The following is a 19,160-nucleotide window of genomic DNA, read 5'->3' as shown; positions in this document are numbered from 1 at the left end:
AATTCCGTGAACCGGGACACAAAAAACCAAGCATCTCCTATCCAAGATAAAGGTTGTGACAGGGGGTGCTTGGTTTATCTTTTTGCTGAGATTCCGCTACGGCTTGAGAACCACCTTGGTGCAGTCTTCTTCATGATCGTTAAATATCCGATAGGCATCGCTTGCTTGCTCCAGTGGAAGACGGTGGGATACAATCTCGGTTGGGTCGAATTCCCCGGCGGTGATCTTCTTAAACAGCTCCGGCATATAATGGATGACGGGGGCTTGTCCCATGGTAAGGGTAATGTTCCGTTCAAAAATATGGCCGAGCGGGAACATATTGTACAATGAACCGTATACGCCGGTCAGCTGAATCGTGCCGTATTTGCGAACGGCATCGATGGCAATATCGATGGCGCTTAACGTTCCGCCCTGGAGCTTCAGCTTTTGACCGATGGCTTCCATGGTTGACTTCTTGCCGTCCATGCCAACACAGTCGATCACAACATCCGTGCCGCCCTTGGTGATCTCGCGGATGTATGCGCCCATATCATCATAGTCTTCAAAATTGAAGATCTCCACGTTGTTCATCCGCTTTGCTTTTTGCAGCCGGTAAGGGAGACGATCCACAGCGATTACCCGTTTGGCCCCCTTCATCCAGGCGAATTTCTGGGTCATCAGACCGATCGGTCCACAGCCGAGCACCGTCACGGTATCGCCCGGCTTCACGCCGGCATTCTCCACGCTCCAATAGGCAGTAGGAAGAACGTCGGACAAGAACAGAAGCGCTTCATCCTCCAGCTCGCATGACTCAGGGATGACAAACGGCATAAAGTTCCCGTACGGCACGCGCAAATATTCAGCTTGTCCGCCAGGGTAGTTGCCGTAGCGTTCGGTGTAACCCAAGAACCCTCCGGCATGGACATCCGGGTTGCGATTGGAATTGTCGCATTGACTCTCCATATCATGATTGCAATAGTAGCAGTGACCACAAGAAACATTGAACGGAAGAACGACGCGGTCGCCTTTTTTCACGCGGGTTACGTTGGCACCGACCTCTTCTACGATCCCCATGGGCTCATGGCCGATCACGAAATCTTTAGCCGCGGGCATAGCTCCTAGGTATATATGAAGATCGGAACCGCAAATGGCTGTAGAGGTGATGCGGACGATAATATCATCCTGGGTCCGAATGGATGGATCCTCTACGTGTTTGACCTGAATGTCTTTTGCGCCTTGAAATGTGACTGCTCTCATATGTTCCCTCCTTATGCGGTGTACAGAAGTTCTCTTTTTTTAATACCCGATATCCAATTGTATTAACATCCCCACCGCTATTCATGCATATGCGCTGATACGCGCAAAAACATAGTTTGTGGAAGAAAGACCAATGCGTATAATTACTCCTGATGGTCGGTAGGGGCACGCGTATGAGCGAACCGGCTGCGCGAACCTCGATGACAAACGTGAAAAAGTGAACCGGCTGCACAAACCTCGATGACAAATGTAGCAAACGTGATAAAGGGGATAAACGTGATAAACGTGATAACATGACAAATGGGATTCACCGGACACAGGATACGTTATTTGCTCTGAAAAGAGCTAAACTAAGATACTTGCGGACATGAGATCCGTTATTTGCATAAAAAGTCCGCTTTTCCGCAGCAAAAAGGTTAAATAACGGACTTGGTGTCCGTTAGGATAAGAGAATCGCCTGAAATATGGCCAATAACGGATCTGTAGTCCGTTGGAAGCCGTCTGTTGGTGATGGGTTCACCTGTTTGGTGATAGCCGCCGTCATGGTGATAATATCTGCTTGTTTGGTGATAGCCGCCGACTGTTAGTGATGGATCCGCATGTTTTGGGGAGAGCAGCCGTATGTAGCTGATGAAACCTGTTTGTTTGGTGATATCAGCTGAATGTTAGGGATGGATTAGCTTGTTTGGAGATGGCAGCAGCAAGTTGTGTGATGGAATTCACTTGTTTGGGATAGCAGCTCACATTGGTGATAGAAGCAGTAAATTAGTAATTGGATCTGCATGTTTACGTGATCGTAGCCGCTGTTAGTGATAGAAGCCGGCTGTTAGGGATGAAATCCGTTTTGGTGATAGCAACCGTCTGTTGGTGATAGCAGCCACTTGGTCCGGCATCCCAACAGTATTGTGAGACATCCCATGGTCGATTTCTTCGATAAAACGAAGCCGCAGGTCAATGATCGGGTATATAGATGGCGTAAAAGCTTTTCAAAAAACAAAAGAACGCGTATTGGCAGGGGTTCGATGATCCCGCCATACGCGTTCTTTTTTTAGATTGTTATTTTACTCTTCGAACTGTTGGCGTCAAAAGTTTACACGAACTTCAAATACTCAACGATCGTCAGCAAGCCTTTATCGAAATTCTCCAAATTAAAATGCTCGTTCGGGGCATGCAGATTCTCGTCCGGCAAGCCAAAGCCCATCATGACGGCAGGAGCGTTCAGTGTGCTGGACAGCTTCTCCACGATCGGGATGGACCCGCCATCCTTCGTAAAGAGGGCACGCGTGCCGTAGACATGCTCGAACGCGTCCGCGGCTTTTTGCAGCATCGGATGGGACGGATCGATGTTGAAAGCGAATGCTTTTTCCTTCGGTTTAAACGTAATCTTCGAACCGACCGGAGCGTGGGCATGCAAGTGTGCTTCAATCGCGTCGAGGACCGCTTGCGGATCCTGGTCTGCCACCAGGCGGCATGTAATTTTGGCATGGGCTTCCTTCGGAATGACCGTCTTGCTGCCTTCACCCTGGAATCCGCCGTATACGCCGTTCAGCTCAAGGGTCGGACGCGCTCCTACGCGTTCAACGAAGGAGAACCCTTCCTCACCATACAGGGAATCGAGGCCGAGATCCTGCTTCAGCTTCTCCTCGTCGAATTCCTGCTTGGCAAATTCTTCGCGCATTTCCGGGGATAACTCCAGCACCCCGTCATAGAAGCCTTTTACGGCGACGCGGCCTTGCTCGTCATGAAGCGAAGAGAGCAAGGACACCATCGCATGCAGGGCGTTAGGTACGCCGCCGCCATATGTACCGGAATGAAGGTCGGTATTGGCCGTTTCCAGCGACAACTCCAGGGAGCACAATCCGCGAAGGCCCGTGGAGATGGCCGGTTTGCCAGGTGCGAGCAGTGATGTATCCGAGATCACGATGGCGTCCGCAGCCAGCTTGTCCTTGTTGTTGTCAAGATAGAGCGGGAGGTTCGGGCTGGACACCTCTTCTTCGCCTTCAATGCAGAACTTGATGTTGACCGGAAGCTCCTTCTCTTGCTTCAAAATAGCTTCGACGGCTTTGACATGCAGGAAGAGTTGGCCTTTGTCGTCCGTTGCTCCGCGTGCATACAATTTGCCGTTGCGGATAGCCGGCTCAAAGGGCGGGGTTTCCCACAGATGAAGCGGGTCTACGGGCTGTACGTCATAGTGACCGTAAACGAGCACGGTCGGTTTGCCTTCGGCATGCAGATAGTCTGCCGTAATAATAGGATGTCCAGCCGTTTGATGAACTTCCACATGCTCAAGGCCTGCCTCGGTCAGCTTGCCTGCGAGCCACTCGGCAGCCTTTGCCACATCGCCTTTGTGCTCGGACAAAGCCGAAATACTCGGAATGGACAACCATTCCTTCAACTCATTCAGATGGGTTTCGCGGTGTTCGGCAAAATACGCTTTATAATCAACGCTCATGTTATAGGGATCCTCCTTCAATATACATTGGCATTCGATACATGCCGTACCTTACTATTCTAACCGTTTTTTGAAGAATACGAAATATAACGGGATTAATCTTGAAATTTGTCATGACTCTCATCCGGTCGTTGAAATGCAAAATTGTCCAAAAGGTTTCTCCAGAACATCCGCAGCGCCGGACTGATCAGCTTATTGCGGTGGCGAACGGCATAAATCTGACGTTCGGGCGGCCAGGACGGAATAGGTCGTGATAGGAGTTTCCCCTCTGCCAGTTCTTCTTGTATGGCAGCTTCTGCGATCATGCCATACCCCAGACGGTGCCGAACGGCTGCTTTCAGTGCTTCGGTCCCCGAAATTTCCAAGGAAATTTGAAGTTGGATACACTGTTTGTCTGCCCAGCGGTCAATAAGCTGTCTGCTGATGGAGCCAGGTTCATGTGAAACGAAGGGATGTTCGACCAGATCGCCCGGGATTAAATCTCTTACGCTTGCAAAGGGATGATCCGGAGCGAATATAAGCACCAGATCATCATGGATCAGCGGCTGTACGATGAATTCCGGCTCATCCACTTGCGTGTTCGATATGATGCCTACATCGAGTTCGTATTTTTTGACTTTCTCGAGAATATAGGCAGCCGGTCGGACATCCAACAGGATGGACAACCCCGGATAATTGAGTTTCAACTGTTGCAGCAGCGGCGGCAACAGGTAGGTAGCGGGAGTATGGGTACTGCCGATGGCGAGTACTCCTGCAGCGGTTCCGCGGAAGATATCCATGGTCGATGAGGCTTCCTCAGACAGGGAATGAATCTGCGATGCGTAATGATAAAAGGCTTGACCGGCTTCCGTAAGCTTGATGACATGATAGGACTTGGTGTGAAACAGGGCAAGGCCAAGCTCTTCCTGCAGCTTGTTTAAATGGAAGGTCACGGTTGGCTGGGTGATGCCCAGCTTCTGAGCCACAAGGTACAGCTTCCTCAGCTCCACGGTAAGCACAAATACTTTTAATTGCTGTAAGTTCATGTTGCTCTCCTCTCTTTCCATATCATCATAGATCATATTAATCTTATCTAATATTTGATAGATATTATTTAACTCTTTGTTAACGCAGGGATAATTTTTATATGAATCAATGGCGTTATGCTGAAATGGAACCAAGAAGAAAATCAGAAACAGGAGGGTGACATGAACAAAAAAATAGGCTTTCAACATAGGATATTCATTGCTTTAACTGTGCTCATGTGCTTATTGTCGGCTTGCGCGCAATCGGATGGACAGCAAACGGTAAGATCCAAGGAAACGACCGGACCGATTACTGGCGGAAGTGGAAGTGCTGCCGGTCAGTCGGACTTGTCCTTGACCAGAGACGACGCAGAGGATACCGGGGAAACCATCTACTTATACGGAAATGATTTTGTGGATTACATCGCTCCGAAGTTTACAGAAGAGACGGGTTTCAAATTGGAAGCCGTGCATTACGGAGGAGGGGAGGCATTAGCCAAAATAGAGGCTGAACAAGGAAATCCGCAATGGGACGTTCTAATGATGGATGGGCACGGTTCGGTCCGCAACTTGGCAGATCGCGATTTCCTGCTGACAGACTGGGAGCCTGAGAATCTGGGGAATCTGTCCGAAAGCGGAAGGAGTTATGTGCCCGAAGATTTATCATACTTCCCAGTCGGCATACATGCGGCTGGCGTCATCGCTTATAACACAACGCTGGTAACGCCGGAGAAGGCACCGACGACATGGGAGCAATTTTTTGCTTATGACGGCCCTGTGGGTCATGCAGATCCGGCTGTCGCAGCGCCTGCCTATCCGCTCGTATCCGCATTTTTTGAGCAATGGGGTGTCGAGACAGCAGAGCAGAAATACGAGCAGCGCTTCAAAGCGGGACTTCATGTGTACCCCAAGAATGGTCCTGTCGGGAAGGCGTTGTTAAGCGGAGAAATCGAGGTTGCGGCCCTTCAAGAACACAATGCTTATGAACTGAAGCTTGCCGGTGAGCCAATTGAGGTGATTTGGCCGAGCGAGGGTGCGCCAGGCAGCTTGCGGGTTGTAGCGATCAGCAAACATACCAAGAACCCGGCAGCAGCCAAGGCATTTGTGGAATATATGCTAAAACCCGAGACACAGCAGATGTTAACGAATCTGAATTCAACCGACAGTTTCTTTACGCCACTTGCTGAAGGTGTGATGGCACGAAGTGAGCGTGAACCGAATGGGGCCTTTATGCTGCCTTCTGCTAAGTGGGCGTCGGAACATGAAGTTGAGATCAAAACCTGGTTTGCGGACCAAAATGTAAGGTAGGTAGGGCCACATGAATACTTCTGAAGCTCGCTATGGAGGCGGGGTAACCCTCCTCCTGTTCATTTTGATTTTTTTGCCGCTGCTCGCCGTCCTCATCAACGTCATCTTTCCCGGGTTATTCTTCGGACAGGTCAAGTCCAGCAGCTTGGGCTTGATCGGAGAAATATGGAATCGGCCGTTGTGGAAACAGTCTCTCTTGAATTCGGTCACATTGGCGCTGGGTACGGCAACGATCGGTACGATCATTGGCGGCGTGCTTGCTACCATTCGGGCAAGGTGGGACTTTACAGCGGCTAAATTGCTGGATATGACGGCTTGGGTATTGTTAATAGCCCCATCCTTCATGATAGCGCAGGGCTGGGTTTTGTTTGCCGGCTCGGATGGACTGGCTCATCAGTGGCTGGGGCTGACGTGGGTTACCTCGTTTATTTTTCAACCTGCCGGACTTGTGTTTGTCATGTCCCTAAGCAAATTCCCGTTAGCTTATTTGGCTATTACGGCAGCATCGGAGTGGAATATAAGGCAGTTCGGTTATGCAGCCAGGCTGAACGGCGCGAGGCCATTCACCGTGTGGAGAACCGTCGAAATGCCATTGGCTCTGCCTTCCTATGTGGCTGGCTGGACCCTGGTGTTTATGGATACTATCGGAGATTTCGGACTGCCCGCCGCCTTGGCGACCGTATATAAATTTCCGACGTTGACATACTCGATATACTCGGCGATCTATCAGTCTCCGGTACGCTTTGATATGGCCGGGGTGCTGGCATTCTACCTCGTCTTGATTCTGGTCCTTGCGATGACCTTGCTCATGGTGACCCTGGGCAGATCCAGATTCGACTTTCTGAATGCAAGAGCCGTCCAGATCGAAAAGGTTAGACCGCGCAAAGCCTGGTTGTACAATTTGCTGATTACGATCTTTCTTTTCTTGAGCCTCGGGATTCCGATTGGAACCAGCGCGGCGGTATCTCTCCTGAAACAAGCGGGCGGAGGCCTATCTTCGGGTAATTTCACCCTCGACCATTACCGTGAATTATTCTCGGGACAAGCCGGGGATCACAGGCTGCTCGGTTATCTTGAAGGAATGTATCATTCTCTTATCATTGCTGCCGCAGCCGCTTTATTCAGCATGCTGATCGGGTTTGTTGTTGCTTATATGCTGACATTTACGGAGTCTCGGCTAAAACCCTTGCTTCAGTTGTTCTCCATCATATCCCTGGCGGTCCCCGGCGTTGTGCTCGGGATTGGCTATATTTTCATATGGAACCAGAAATGGCTGGAGCCTTTAGGACTCCATTTATACGGAACCCCCTCGTTGCTTGTGATTGCAGGGATAGCCGGTGCCATCCCCTACGCAGTCAGGGTCCAGCTGGGGGCATTCGGCAATTTGTCCGGCACGATGCTGAAGGCGGCAGCCATTCAAGGGGCAAGCGTGTTCGAACGGATGCGGGATATCGTATTGCCCTTGGCACGCCAGTCACTTTTGATTGCAACCTTGGCCTCGTTTGGAACCAGCGTGTTCGATTTGGCCCTGGCTTCCATGCTGAAACCGGCTAATTATTCGTTGATGCCGCTGGTCATCGACCGGGCCTTTGAATTCTCGCGCTATGGTTATGCAACGGCAGCTACTGTCGTTAGCTGCGGAGCAGTTGTACTGATGATCATTTTGCTGCAAGCAGCAGGGCGTCTGGGTTTCAGATGGCTGGATCGCAATAAATCGTGATCAAATTTGGAAGGGATTGAGCGTGGAATGATCTTAAAGGTAAAGGGTGTATCGAAATCATTCGGCTCGCAGCAAGTCTTGAAGCCGATCACGTTTGAGGTCGGGGAGGGAGAACGCATATGCATACTCGGCCCATCGGGCTGTGGGAAATCTACGCTGCTGCAGATGATTGCCGGACTTCAGCGTATTGATACCGGCGAGGTGGAGATGGCTGGAGCCGTCGTTGAACGGGGGAAACATTATGTTCCACCGGAAAACCGGCCTGTTAATATGGTGTTTCAAGATTATGCCCTCTGGCCGCATATGACCGTTAAACAGAACATGGAGTACGGGATGAGACGCCGGAAGGTAAATGGGCATGACAGATCGAATACATTGGATCGACTCCAATCGCTTCTGAAGCTGGGGGGCTTACTGGACCGTCTGCCGGCCCAGCTGTCTGGCGGTCAGCAGCAGCGAGTAGGCATAGCGAGAGCGTTGGCAACAGAACCGAAGCTGTTATTAATGGATGAACCGTTGTCTAATCTGGATGTTAAGCTTAGAACGGATATGCGCGGTGAGTTGGCCAGATTGCTCGGCGAATTATCCATTGCTACTCTGTATGTGACGCATGATCGCATGGAGGCATTTACGGTGGCGGATCGGATTTTGATTTTAAGGGACGGAACGATAGATCAATTGGGAGCACCGAGGGAGTTGTTTGAGCGGCCTGCAAGCCCTTGGGTTGCACAGCTTATGGGATACCATAACCGATTGGATGCCAGACTGAGCGAGAATGGACGTCCTGCTGCTATCATTTCCGGGAGTCCGATTGCGGGAAATCTGATGGGTGCGGATCATGGAGACGGTCGGGCTATCATCATGATTCATCCGGAATCGATCGAGATTTGCAGCAGTGACGAAGCTCTGCAAGAAGGGAACTTGCTGAAGGTGACCGTGATGCAGACAATCTATGAAGGGAACAGATGGAGAGTCATCGCAGAAACGGCAGATCAGCAGCCGATTCATCTATTTCATCATTGCAGCGTAGATGCGGGAAGCGAATGGAGGATACGGTTGTTACCGGAACAAACGATGATTTATGCAGAAAGCAGCATGCTGGCTACATGAGTCAAGTGTATGCGATATCGGACATTCACGGTTACGGTTCCCTGCTGGAAACTCTATTGAAGCACGTCCATTATCAGCCAGAGGTGGATCGTCTATTTTTGCTGGGGGATTATGTGAATAAGGGACCCGATTCAGCCGGGACTCTTGACTATGTGAAGGAGCTGTGTGATTCGGGTGCCGTTGCGCTTCAGGGAAATAACGAACGCAAATGGTTGCATCAATTGCCGGCACACGCAGGTTTCGCAGCTCCCCAATGGTTACAATATCAACAATTCATAGCAGCCATGCCGTTATGGACCGAATACAACGAATACTTGTTTGTGCATGCAGGCATTCGGCCTGATATTCCGCTTCATGCGCAGAAACCGGAAGAATTGACCGAGATTCGTGAACCGTTTCATCAATCGCCTCGTTATATGGATAAAACGATTGTTTTCGGGCATACGTCCACTTTTCGTCTAGGTGTACCGCCAGACCAGCTCTGGTATGGCGATGGCAAGCTGGGGATCGATACAGGCGCCGGGCACGGATATTATTTAAGCCTGGTAAATTTGACAGCGGGCATTCAATGGTACATGTCGGTTACAAGACCAGAGAAGATTACGTACCGGAAGCTGAAAATAACGGGAGGACCGGTTCTTCCTAAATAATATATTTCCATATAAAAAAGAAATAGGCAGCATCACTGGCCAATAGTGATGCTGCCTATTTCACTCGAAAGACCTATTATCACCAGAGGATTGATTAGAATTGGTCCCAGCCATTTCCAATTAACTGGCGCTGCAAAAATGGCAGCTGACGCTGCTGTTCTTGTAATTGCTTTTGCGAACGGAATTGCTCTTGTAAATGAGGTGGTGACAACGGCGGTTCAGCAGCATATGCTCCATGCTGGGGTTGATCCTGAGCCTCAAATTGCTGCTGGAACAACTGTTGCTGTTGTTGCCGCTGAATTTGCAGCTGCTGTTGCTGGAATTGCTGTTGCTGCTGTTGAAGAAGCTCATAGTCCCGATTACCAGAGTTTTCTTGATGGTAATAGTGCTGATTATGATGTGACGCAGGCTGTTGATGCTTCATCTGCCCTTGCACTTGCCCCTGCTGCGGGCAGTTTTTGGGCGGACCGATGACAACCGTATCGGTAATCGGTGCCAGGGTGTCTTTGACTTTGTCTTCATCCAGGCAGTACGTGTGCGCGAGCACGCTGGCTGGCGTCAATCGCAAGAGATCGGAGCCTGCAATGAATTCAGGCACCGGTGCGTCAAAGACCGCGATCAGGTGCGTGTTGTCAACCGTCGCCATTTCATAATGCCACCAGCCTTGCGGGACTAAGGCTACTTGACCGGGCGTTACCTTGAAGTTCAGCAGCTCCTTCGTGAACGGATTGACCATGGAGACGATGGCTGCGCCTGAGATGACATACACCAGCTCGGATGCATTCTGGTGGATATGCGGCTCCACCACATTGCCTGTGCTGAGGTGAATATCCAGCAGGGAGGCGTTCCCAAGCGTGTTCAATTCTTTTACGGAGAGTGAATAGATGAAAATCTGATTGTCTTTCTTGAATGTTTGATTGTTTCTCAGATCATAAGTATAGCGAACAGATGGAGAGGTGAAATCCATATAAGAGACTGCCACTGTGATTCCTGCCCTTCATAATGTAATAGGCGTTTGACCCATAAAATACGGTATTCCCGTAGGTAAGCATACGTGAGCCCATTTTTGGAACCAGCAGCATGCAAGCCACCCTTGGCAGGGTGGCTTGGGCAAATTTCATATGGTGGAGCAGGTGAGGTCAGACCGACTTCAGAACCAGCGTCTTCCGCCCTGCTGAGAAGCTGACCAGTCCTGCGGCCAGGCCAAGCGCGAGCACGAATCCACCGAGCCATGGGTGATACTGAAGCGTGGATGTCGTATTGACCATGAAGCCTCCTGCACCCGCGCCTGCGGCTAACCCGAGATGGACAATGGAGGTGTTTAAGCTGAGGATCAGATTGGAAGAGCCCGGTGCTTGCTGGATAAAATAACTCTGAACGGCCGGACCCGCCGCAAACATGGACAGCACCATGATTCCCATCAGCACGAGTCCTATGAACGATTGACCGGCGAGCAGTGGAAGAAGCGCGAATACCGCGATATGAATGAGCGTGCTGAGCGTAATCACTTTCGCAGGGCCAAACCGGTCGACCCCATATCCGCCGAGCCTCGAGCCGATCGCTCCAAAAAGTCCAAAGCCAAGCATTATGATACTGATTCCTGATGGCGCGATATGGAAAATATCCTGGATAAATGGCGTAACATACGTAAACAGTACCGAGTTGCCGGATTCCCGGAAGAACGTAAGCAGCAGCGCGCTCACGATTAAGACACTTCCCAGCACTTTGAATTGCTGGTAAAAGGGAACAGGAGCGTCTCCTTCAACGTCCGGCAGGAGTCTAGTAAGGACAAAAGTGACCAACAGACTGAGCAGAGCCAACAGCAGAAAGATCGATTGCCAGTTCAGCAGATTCGTGATCCATATTCCGATCGGAACGCCCAGCACCATAGCGCTGCTAAAACCAAGCACGATGGTACCGATGGCACGGCCTAACTTATCCGGGGGTACCAGCTTGGCTGCTGTGCCCATTGCGGCTACGAGATACACCCCTGAGCTTACCCCCAGGATGACCCGGGAGCCCATGAGCATCCAGACTTCGGTGCTGAAATAGGAAACGAGACTGCCGGCAATGAACAGCAGAAGAGAGCCGAGCAGCACTCTTTTACGGTTGAATCGAGCGGTGAGCGAGACCAGAAACGGGGTTCCGATCGCAAAAGCAAGCGAATACGCGGTAATCAGCTGGCCGGCAAAGGCCAAAGAAATATGAAGATCGTCTGCGATCGCATACAGAATACCCGAGACGACCAGTTCCGAGGTGGCAGTAAGAAAAACCCCAAGCGCCAATAAATATATCGTAAATCGATTCATATCCATTTCATCCCTTCGTTAGAAGATCAATACCCTCTGCGATCATGGCTAGCACATGCCGCAATCGGGTTGGTATAACTTGAAATCTCTTTGTGTTTGTATTATAAGTAAGACGCATATATTATGTAAGAAGGCAAAGTATTTGGATATTATCCAATCATTTTGACTAACTTACGATTAGTTAGCGATGGGGTGAGATCGTGGAACCTGTTAGAGAAGAGCTGCAGGAAACGCCGGCGTTCAATCATATCTGTTCAGTGCTGCAAATTCTCGGAGCCAAATGGGCGTTTCTAGTCATTGCGCAATTAGCCCAAGGACCGAAACGGTTTAATCAGCTTCACCGGGATGCAGCCATCATCAAGACGCAATCCTTAACGGATGTGCTGCGGCATTTGGAAGGCAGCGGGATCGTAAGACGCGAGGTATTTCCTACCGTTCCGGTCTCCGTGGAATATTCATTGACCGACAAGGGATTGGACTTCCTGGATTCTTTGAAGGAGATGGAGAAGTGGGCCGAAAAATGGGGAGTGGAACAATCCTCATGACTGCTGCAACAACTATAGTACACATATCAAAAAACTCATTTCCGATGATGTATAACAGGAAATGAGTTTTCTTTTTTTTGAAAATTACGTATTCTTATAGATAACATTTTCAGATTTGGTTCGAAGGATAGGGAGGTGGTCACCGCTTGCGAATCCATAAGATTAACCTGCTGACAAAATTGTTGATTTCCTATTTGCTTGTGCTGATGTTTCCCGTGATCGTCATCCTGTTCTATTACTATCCTTATTCGGCAGAAGTGGTGAAAGAGAAGGAAATGGACTGGAATGCGCATATTACGGAGCAGTTCATGACATCGATGGATACGTTTACAAGATATGTGTACAATTTACCGTTTGAGCTGGTGCAGAACCGGGAGTTCAAGATGTATAAGGCGGAGGAAAGCGACTACCAGCGGGTGCTTATTGCCAATGAGATGAAAAAATACAATGCAACCGATGCGTTTATTTACAACACCTTGCTGTATGTGAAGAACATCGGTTATTTGTTTTCCAAAACTGGAAGCGCATACAGTCTGGACGACCTCTCCATTCCGGGTGTGGGTTACTATTATGAAAATTGGGCCCACGAAGATATGATCCAGACTCTGAATGATCTTCAATCTCCTGTCGTGAGGCCTGTGGAGAATGTGGTCGTGCCCGGCAATAACCGGGTCCGAATGCTGACCTTCGTGCAGCCGCTGCCGGTAGGGGGCTCGAATTCCCCCGGGGCCGTCATGATCATGGTCAGGGAGGATACGATTGTCCGGATGATGAAATCCGTTTCGGAAACCTACAGCGGCGATTTTTTTGTGTTAGACGGCCAGGGAAGGCGATTGGTATCCTCCAATGATACGTCATACCAATCTTCCGATGATTTCAAGAAGCTTGTGCATCGCTTAGGGGAAGAGTCAGTTTCCTCTTCGGGTATTCATACCATCAGCGGATCGGACTATCTGGTATCGTCCTCGGTATCGGATAAGAATGGCTGGAAATACGTAAGTTTGCTGCCGGTATCTAAGTCCCTGCAGGGCATTCGGACGATTCAGCTGAATACGGCTATCCTGGTCGGGCTGATTCTGCTGCTTGAAGTGTTCATCATCTATGTATCCATCCGGAAGAACTACCAGCCGATCCGCCGTCTGGTTGATCTCGCCGTACATGTGTTTGAACCACTGGAGCGAAAACCGATGAACGAGATTGATACGATTAAGTATACGTTGGAGGAGCTTTCGCAGGTTAACAGCAAGCTGGACGAGCATGTGAGGGGATCTTTGCCGATTATCCGGGACAACCTGCTGTTTGAGCTGGTGAGTGGGCATATTCCTGACTGGGAGAACTTTGAACAGGAAGCCCGCAGAGTCGGCATCCGGTTTCATCACGATAACTACACGGTTGCCGTGTTGTGCTGCGAAGCGGATGGAGCAGGGCTGGACAAGATATTGGCTTGCTGCCGGAATTATGAGGGGCTGCTGCCTGATGATGCCCAAGGCTACTTCTTCAAGAGCATCTATCAGCAGGAATTGATCCTGGTGTGCTCCCATACAGCCGATTTCCCTATCAAATCCTGCGTAGAGCGGCTTCAGGATGAAATATTGGAGTGTACTGACCAACAGACTGCGATTGGCATCGGCAAGTCTAGCGCAGCCCAATCGCCGGTGGACCTCCATCTCTCCTACCTGCAGGCGCTCCGCACAGCGGAGTTTCTTCGCATCCGGAAGAACGGGACCGTGCTGATCTTTGATAACCTCGAGATCCCCCAAACCGGAGCCGTCTCCTATTTTGCCGAAATCCTGCAATCCCTCGAGCTTGCGATCCTTAAGAATGACGCGGCCATGCTGGCCTCTTTGGCGGAGCGAATGATCGGTTACTTAAGCAGTGACAGCCTGCCGCCGCATATGATACGGAGCGTGTATCTCAATACGGTTACCGTCATCTTCAACGGCCTCCAGCGGTTCCGTCATGACGACCAGAGCCTGCTTCGGCTCACCGAGGCGGCATTTAACCACCGTTATACGCTGGAGCAGATGATCGGGATTATCAGGGAGAGTTATGCCAAGCTGTGCGAGATGATCAGCGAAACGCTCCCCGTGTCCCGTACGGCAACGCAGGAAGAGATTCTGTCCCTTATAGCGGAGAAAGGAATGGATCCAAACTGCTCGCTGCAGATGATGGCCGATTATTTTGATATGTCGGTCTCCAACTTCAGCCATCACTTTAAGAAAACGATGGGGCAAAATTTCAAAGAGTATATCGATCAGCTTCGCATCCAAAAATCCATTCAGCTTCTACGGGACAGCGAGGAGACCCTCGAATCCATTTCCCAACAGGTCGGATACACCAACACCTCGAGTTTTATCCGTTCCTTCAAAAAGATGGTGGGTACGACCCCCGGACAATATCGAAATACGCATAAAGCATAAAACGAAGACCGCTGATGCTGGACAAGGCAGCTTACAGCGGTCTTTTGTCAAACTTTTTCGTTGTAAGCTTCTTGTGCAGGCGCATTCGTGAGGCTGAGCAGCTTCATTTTTTGAACATATACAATATTTGAATTCCCTGTAGCGATCCGGACTGGTTGCGCTTTTAACTGCTTTGTTATAAGCGCTTTCAAAAAATGAAGATGCTTTAAAAACTGTCCGTTTACGGGGCTCTTCCCCTCCGTTTAGAGTGAAATGTGTCCCAAGGCAAGGCCAATACATGGCCGCATACCCCCATGGACCAGACCAACAAACGAAACCAGGAGGTAGTGGAATGAAGAAAAGGGTAAACGTTTTCATCTCGCTCGTCGCCATCACAGCCATGTTGTTAACAGGATGCAGCGGGGCCGGAGGTGACACGAACGAGTCAGCCGAAACACCCGGGGATCAAACAGGCAAAAAAGTAAAGCTCACCGCCATCATTACCAAGCATCCGCTCACGAAGCCGCTGGCTGAAATGGAATGGCTGCAAAAGGTCGAGGAGACGGCGGGCGTAGACATCGAATGGCAGGAGATTACCGCGGATTGGGGACAGAAGAAAGGGACGATGCTGGCCAGCGGCGATATTCCGGATCTGTTCATCGGGCCGAACGTCATTACGGATGCGGACTTTGCGCAATTCCAGGGCTTATTCCAGGATCTGTCCGGCATGCTGGAACAGGCACCCAACGTACAGAACATGTTTAATGAAAAGCCGGATACGAAAGTGATTGCAACGCAGTCGGACGGCAAAATCTACGGTCTTCCGAAATATCAGCGGTTCTGGCCCGCTACCGCCAGCAGGCAGTTCATTAACCAGCAGTGGCTGGATCAACTGGGCCTGAGCATGCCGACCACATGGGATGAGCTGTATGAAGTCCTGGTGGCCTTCAAAGAGAAGGACGCCAACGGGAACGGCGATCCGAATGACGAGATTCCGATGGATTGGCCGGGAGGCATCGGCGGATATTTTAACCCGGCGGTGCTCCTGGGCAGCATGGGCATTACGCTGACGGACGGCAGCGGACAGGGCTATTTTGTGGAAGACGGTCAAGTGAAGAACTTCCTGACGGATGAACGGTACAAAACGATGGTTGTGTTTCTGAACAAATTGTACAAGGCGGGGTTGATTAACCCGGAAGTGTTCACGCATGATTATACGAAATTTCAATCCATCGCCCGCGGGGAAGGGGATACGGCCAAGGTCGGCTTTACCTGGGGATGGGTGGCGTCCGACCGGTTCGGCGAGCAGCTGGCACCGCAGTATGCTTCTATGCCGCCGATGAAGGTGTCGGCAGATTATGCAGGGAAGCTGTCCTGGAGCTACGATCATTACTCCCTGAATTATGGCACCAACCATATCGTCATGTCCGCCAAGACCAAGAACAAGGAAGCGGCCATGAAATTCATCAACGAACTTTATGCGCCCGAGGTGGGCATGCAGGTGCTGTTCGGATCCCTCGGACCGAATATTAAAGATAACGGAGACGGTACATATGCCGTTCTGCCTCCGGCCGATGCCAAGATGGATCCGGGCACATGGAAATGGACCTCGACGATGGCGGACCACGGCGCATTTTATATCCCCGATACCTTAGAGCTGACGCTTGGCACCGATATGCAGGAGGTGCTGGGTCAATCGGAGCCGCTGGAGGCGGCCTTGGACGTGGATCCCGATAAGGACGTGTTCCCCGGCATGTTCATCAAGTATTCCACCATGGACAATAACGCCATGAGCCTGAACAACACGAATGTGATGAATCTGGCGGAATCCAGCTTTGCCAAATGGGTGACCAAGGGCGGCGTGGAAGCTGAATGGGACACGTACATCAAGGAAAGCGAGAAGGCAGGCCTGAAGCAGAATCTAGAGATTATGCAAAAATATTACGACGAGTACATGAATCAAAACTAGGAGGGAGGATATGGAATCCCGTAAAAGACAGAACACCTTCAGACGAGATTATCAGCTGTGGATTATGATTTTTCCGGCTATTATCGTCATCCTGTTGTTTAACTATATCCCGATGTACGGCATCCAGCTTGCTTTTCGGGACTACGATTTCAGCAAAGGCTTGACCGGCGGCGAGTGGCGAGGGCTTGCTTACTTTCAGCAATTCATCGACAGTTACCTGTTCACGGATTTGATGCGAAACACGTTTCTGATCAGTCTGGCCACGATTGTGCTTGGCTTTCCGGCTCCGATCATATTGGCCCTCATCCTTAACCAGATCCGCAGAAAAAGAATGAAGCAGCTGATGCAGACTACCGTATACCTGCCCCATTTCATATCCATTATCGTGCTGGTCGGCATGCTGAATGTTCTGCTATCTTCCGAAACCGGAGTTGTCGGTCACTTCATGAAGTCGGTGGGGCTGGGACATATCAATCTATTGGCCTCCACCTCGACCTTTATTCCGGTTTATGTGCTCTCCGACATCTGGCAGCACTGCGGCTGGAACAGCATTATCTATCTTGCAGCCTTGTCCACCGTGGATCCCCAGCTGTATGATGCCGCCAAAATCGATGGGGCCAGCCGATGGCAGACGATCCGGTATGTCGACATTCCTGCCCTCATTCCGACCATCATCATCCTGTTTATCCTCAGCATGGGGAATATCCTCGGGACCGGCTTCGAGAAAATATTTCTGATGCAGAATTCGCTGAACCTTCCCGTCTCGGAGGTCATTGCCACCTACGTCTATAAAATCGGGATCATCTCCAATCAATTCAGCTTGGCTTCGGCCATCGGTTTGTTTAACACGCTCATCAATTTCGTATTCTTGTATGCGATGAACACGATCTCGAAGAGAATGTCGGAAACGAGCCTATTCTAATGATCGGGGAAGGAGAAACGGTTGTGGAACATGAACATACGAGAACGCGTTTAAACGGCAAGGAGTTAGCGTTTAAGATCACATTGGGTTTTCTGTGCAGTATCATTTTTCTGCTGATCGCCTATCCGCTGTACTTTATCATCATTGCATCGTTCAGCGACTCAACGCTCGTATCGACGGGGAAGGTCCTGTTTATCCCCAAAAATATCAGTTTTTTCGGTTACCAGGAGATTTTCAAAGATATGCGGATTTGGACCGGATATCGGAATACGCTGTTTTATACGGTGTTCGGGACCTTGGTTAACATGCTGTTCACGCTTCCGGCAGCTTATGTGCTATCCAGAAAGGAATTCCGCGCCAGACGGCTCATTATGTTTGTTTTCGTGATCACGATGTTTTTCAACGGCGGGCTGATTCCCACCTATTTGCTGATGAAGGGACTTAGTCTGACGAACACCATCTGGGTGTTTATTCTCCCCTTCTCCGTGAATGTGTTTTATTTGATCATTGCTCGGACCTTTTTTGAGAACTCGCTGCCGCAGGAGCTGCATGAGGCGGCTGTCATGGACGGCTGCTCCCATTTTACCTTTTTCTTTAAAGTGGCCTTGCCGCTGTCCAAAGCGTTGGTATCCGTCATCGGACTCTATTATTTGGTGGGGCACTGGAATGATTTCTTCACCGCGCTGATCTATATCCGGGACACGAAGCTCCAGCCGCTGCAAATTGTTCTGCGGGATATTCTGCTGTCAAACCAGGTGTTCTCGAGTGGTGCCGGAACAGGAGGGGATGCAGGGGGGTATGCGCAGCGATATGCCGACCAGATCAAGTACGGGGTCATTATTGTATCGACGCTTCCGATTCTGCTCATTTATCCGTTTATGCAAAAATATTTCGAGAAAGGCGTCATGATCGGCTCCATTAAAGGTTAACACGTTCGGTAAATTTACTCATCAAGCTTCAGAGGAGTAGACAAAGAATAGGGACAGTCCCGAAAGATCCAGGATCTGGCGGGACGTCCCTATTTGTATGTTCTTGTTGTTACTGCAGGATATGAAGCCGATGGATATTGGCGTTTGCCGCCGTCACACGCAAGAGGGCAGGGGTGCCAGCGGCGCAAATGGGATCAGGATTCATGGAGGCTTTCATCCGTAAAGTAGATTCCGTTGCCGGAATCATCCTTGGCACTCAACCAGAGGCCGTCCGGAGTTTCACCCGGTTCGCCGATAAATTGCAGCTTGCCGGGATTGTTCTCGTATATTTCCCGAACAGATGGCACGAGAAAAACAGGTCCGGCGGCATCCGGGCCTCCTTCCGAGACTTGTTCAACCATCAATTCAACGTCGGTACCGGGAAGCTTGAAGGCGACCGTGTAGTCTCCTTCGCGCCATGATTCTTCCAAACCGAGCGTGTCGCGATAGAGGGCCTTGCCTGTCTTGATATCTTTGACCGGAACAAAATAAAAAATAACGTTTCCTTCCATGTTCTCACCTCGAAATAAAGTATAGTTTCGTGATGTAAGATAATTGGGTTATATTA

At 50.2% G+C, this 19,160-nt stretch carries 15 protein-coding genes; 9 read left to right on the top strand and 6 right to left on the bottom strand.

Going from position 1 to position 19,160, the window contains the following annotated elements; all coding sequences use genetic code 11:
- Window positions 1–96 precede the first annotated feature (96 nt).
- The 3 genes from M4D81_RS11605 to M4D81_RS11595 form a co-directional block, all read right to left on the bottom strand.
- Window positions 97–1,236: a zinc-dependent alcohol dehydrogenase gene (locus M4D81_RS11605; RefSeq protein WP_194543994.1), complete on the bottom strand. Its 1,140-nt coding sequence runs from the start codon at window positions 1,234–1,236 to the stop codon at window positions 97–99.
- 1,090 nt (window positions 1,237–2,326) lie between these two features.
- Window positions 2,327–3,688 (bottom strand): dipeptidase, encoded by a 1,362-nt coding sequence (locus tag M4D81_RS11600; protein WP_260066361.1) that lies wholly within the window; start codon window positions 3,686–3,688, stop codon window positions 2,327–2,329.
- Window positions 3,689–3,783: 95 nt separating this feature from the next.
- A complete protein-coding gene (locus tag M4D81_RS11595) occupies window positions 3,784–4,713 on the bottom strand; it encodes a LysR family transcriptional regulator (protein ID WP_260066360.1) in 930 nt (309 codons plus the stop codon).
- 162 nt (window positions 4,714–4,875) lie between these two features.
- Between M4D81_RS11595 and M4D81_RS11590 the strand changes: the two genes are divergently transcribed.
- From M4D81_RS11590 to M4D81_RS11575, 4 genes are read left to right on the top strand one after another with little or no spacing between them, the layout of a single operon-like run.
- A complete protein-coding gene (locus M4D81_RS11590) occupies window positions 4,876–6,000 on the top strand; it encodes an extracellular solute-binding protein (protein ID WP_260066359.1) in 1,125 nt (374 codons plus the stop codon).
- Between the two features lie 10 nt (window positions 6,001–6,010).
- Window positions 6,011–7,720 (top strand): ABC transporter permease, encoded by a 1,710-nt coding sequence (locus tag M4D81_RS11585; RefSeq protein WP_071223229.1) that lies wholly within the window; start codon window positions 6,011–6,013, stop codon window positions 7,718–7,720.
- A gap of 27 nt (window positions 7,721–7,747) precedes the next feature.
- Entirely contained in the window at window positions 7,748–8,830 is a 1,083-nt protein-coding gene (locus M4D81_RS11580; RefSeq protein WP_071223228.1) for an ABC transporter ATP-binding protein, read from the top strand.
- Complete coding sequence (locus M4D81_RS11575; protein ID WP_071223227.1) at window positions 8,827–9,480, top strand: metallophosphoesterase; 654 nt, start codon at window positions 8,827–8,829, stop codon at window positions 9,478–9,480. The genes M4D81_RS11580 and M4D81_RS11575 overlap by 4 nt, the downstream gene beginning before the upstream one ends.
- A 94-nt stretch (window positions 9,481–9,574) precedes the next feature.
- On the opposite strand, the gene M4D81_RS11570 is transcribed toward M4D81_RS11575, so the two are convergent.
- Both M4D81_RS11570 and M4D81_RS11565 read right to left on the bottom strand, forming a co-directional pair.
- Complete coding sequence (locus tag M4D81_RS11570; RefSeq protein ID WP_260066356.1) at window positions 9,575–10,462, bottom strand: cupin domain-containing protein; 888 nt, start codon at window positions 10,460–10,462, stop codon at window positions 9,575–9,577.
- Between the two features lie 157 nt (window positions 10,463–10,619).
- On the bottom strand, window positions 10,620–11,789 hold the full coding sequence (locus M4D81_RS11565; protein WP_071223379.1) for an MFS transporter: 1,170 nt from the start codon (window positions 11,787–11,789) through the stop codon (window positions 10,620–10,622).
- 200 nt (window positions 11,790–11,989) lie between these two features.
- On the opposite strand from M4D81_RS11565, the gene M4D81_RS11560 reads away from it, so the two are divergent.
- The 5 genes from M4D81_RS11560 (at window position 11,990) to M4D81_RS11540 (ending at window position 18,553) form a co-directional block, all read left to right on the top strand.
- Window positions 11,990–12,334, top strand: a complete 345-nt coding sequence (locus tag M4D81_RS11560) for a winged helix-turn-helix transcriptional regulator (RefSeq protein WP_071223225.1) — start codon at window positions 11,990–11,992, stop codon at window positions 12,332–12,334.
- Window positions 12,335–12,480: 146 nt separating this feature from the next.
- On the top strand, window positions 12,481–14,754 hold the full coding sequence (locus M4D81_RS11555; RefSeq protein WP_260066355.1) for a helix-turn-helix domain-containing protein: 2,274 nt from the start codon (window positions 12,481–12,483) through the stop codon (window positions 14,752–14,754).
- A gap of 331 nt (window positions 14,755–15,085) precedes the next feature.
- A complete protein-coding gene (locus tag M4D81_RS11550; RefSeq protein ID WP_260066354.1) occupies window positions 15,086–16,702 on the top strand; it encodes an ABC transporter substrate-binding protein in 1,617 nt (538 codons plus the stop codon).
- A 10-nt stretch (window positions 16,703–16,712) separates the two neighbouring features.
- Window positions 16,713–17,624, top strand: coding sequence for an ABC transporter permease (locus M4D81_RS11545; protein WP_260066352.1), 912 nt, complete (start codon window positions 16,713–16,715; stop codon window positions 17,622–17,624).
- Window positions 17,624–18,553: a carbohydrate ABC transporter permease gene (locus M4D81_RS11540; protein ID WP_071223221.1), complete on the top strand. Its 930-nt coding sequence runs from the start codon at window positions 17,624–17,626 to the stop codon at window positions 18,551–18,553. The genes M4D81_RS11545 and M4D81_RS11540 overlap by 1 nt, the downstream gene beginning before the upstream one ends.
- Before the next feature lie 194 nt (window positions 18,554–18,747).
- Here M4D81_RS11540 and M4D81_RS11535 read toward each other — a convergent pair whose 3' ends face one another.
- Window positions 18,748–19,104: a VOC family protein gene (locus M4D81_RS11535; RefSeq protein WP_260066349.1), complete on the bottom strand. Its 357-nt coding sequence runs from the start codon at window positions 19,102–19,104 to the stop codon at window positions 18,748–18,750.
- Window positions 19,105–19,160: the final 56 nt, after the last annotated feature.

The sequence above is a fragment of the Paenibacillus sp. p3-SID867 genome (assembly GCF_025142895.1).
In the GTDB taxonomy this organism is placed as follows: domain Bacteria; phylum Bacillota; class Bacilli; order Paenibacillales; family Paenibacillaceae; genus Paenibacillus_AQ.
This window is presented reverse-complemented; position numbering and strand designations above follow the sequence as displayed.

Excerpts from the sequence above, each read along its gene's own strand:
- M4D81_RS11605 (WP_194543994.1), bottom strand. The coding sequence starts at position 1,236 with ATGAGAGCAGTCACATTTCAAGGCGCAAAAGACATTCAGGTCAAACAC.
- M4D81_RS11600 (WP_260066361.1), bottom strand. The coding sequence starts at position 3,688 with ATGAGCGTTGATTATAAAGCGTATTTTGCCGAACACCGCGAAACCCAT.
- M4D81_RS11595 (WP_260066360.1), bottom strand. The coding sequence starts at position 4,713 with ATGAACTTACAGCAATTAAAAGTATTTGTGCTTACCGTGGAGCTGAGG.
- M4D81_RS11590 (WP_260066359.1), top strand. The coding sequence starts at position 4,876 with ATGAACAAAAAAATAGGCTTTCAACATAGGATATTCATTGCTTTAACT.
- M4D81_RS11585 (WP_071223229.1), top strand. The coding sequence starts at position 6,011 with ATGAATACTTCTGAAGCTCGCTATGGAGGCGGGGTAACCCTCCTCCTG.
- M4D81_RS11580 (WP_071223228.1), top strand. The coding sequence starts at position 7,748 with ATGATCTTAAAGGTAAAGGGTGTATCGAAATCATTCGGCTCGCAGCAA.
- M4D81_RS11575 (WP_071223227.1), top strand. The coding sequence starts at position 8,827 with ATGAGTCAAGTGTATGCGATATCGGACATTCACGGTTACGGTTCCCTG.
- M4D81_RS11565 (WP_071223379.1), bottom strand. The coding sequence starts at position 11,789 with ATGAATCGATTTACGATATATTTATTGGCGCTTGGGGTTTTTCTTACT.
- M4D81_RS11550 (WP_260066354.1), top strand. The coding sequence starts at position 15,086 with ATGAAGAAAAGGGTAAACGTTTTCATCTCGCTCGTCGCCATCACAGCC.
- M4D81_RS11545 (WP_260066352.1), top strand. The coding sequence starts at position 16,713 with ATGGAATCCCGTAAAAGACAGAACACCTTCAGACGAGATTATCAGCTG.
- M4D81_RS11540 (WP_071223221.1), top strand. The coding sequence starts at position 17,624 with ATGATCGGGGAAGGAGAAACGGTTGTGGAACATGAACATACGAGAACG.
- M4D81_RS11535 (WP_260066349.1), bottom strand. The coding sequence starts at position 19,104 with ATGGAAGGAAACGTTATTTTTTATTTTGTTCCGGTCAAAGATATCAAG.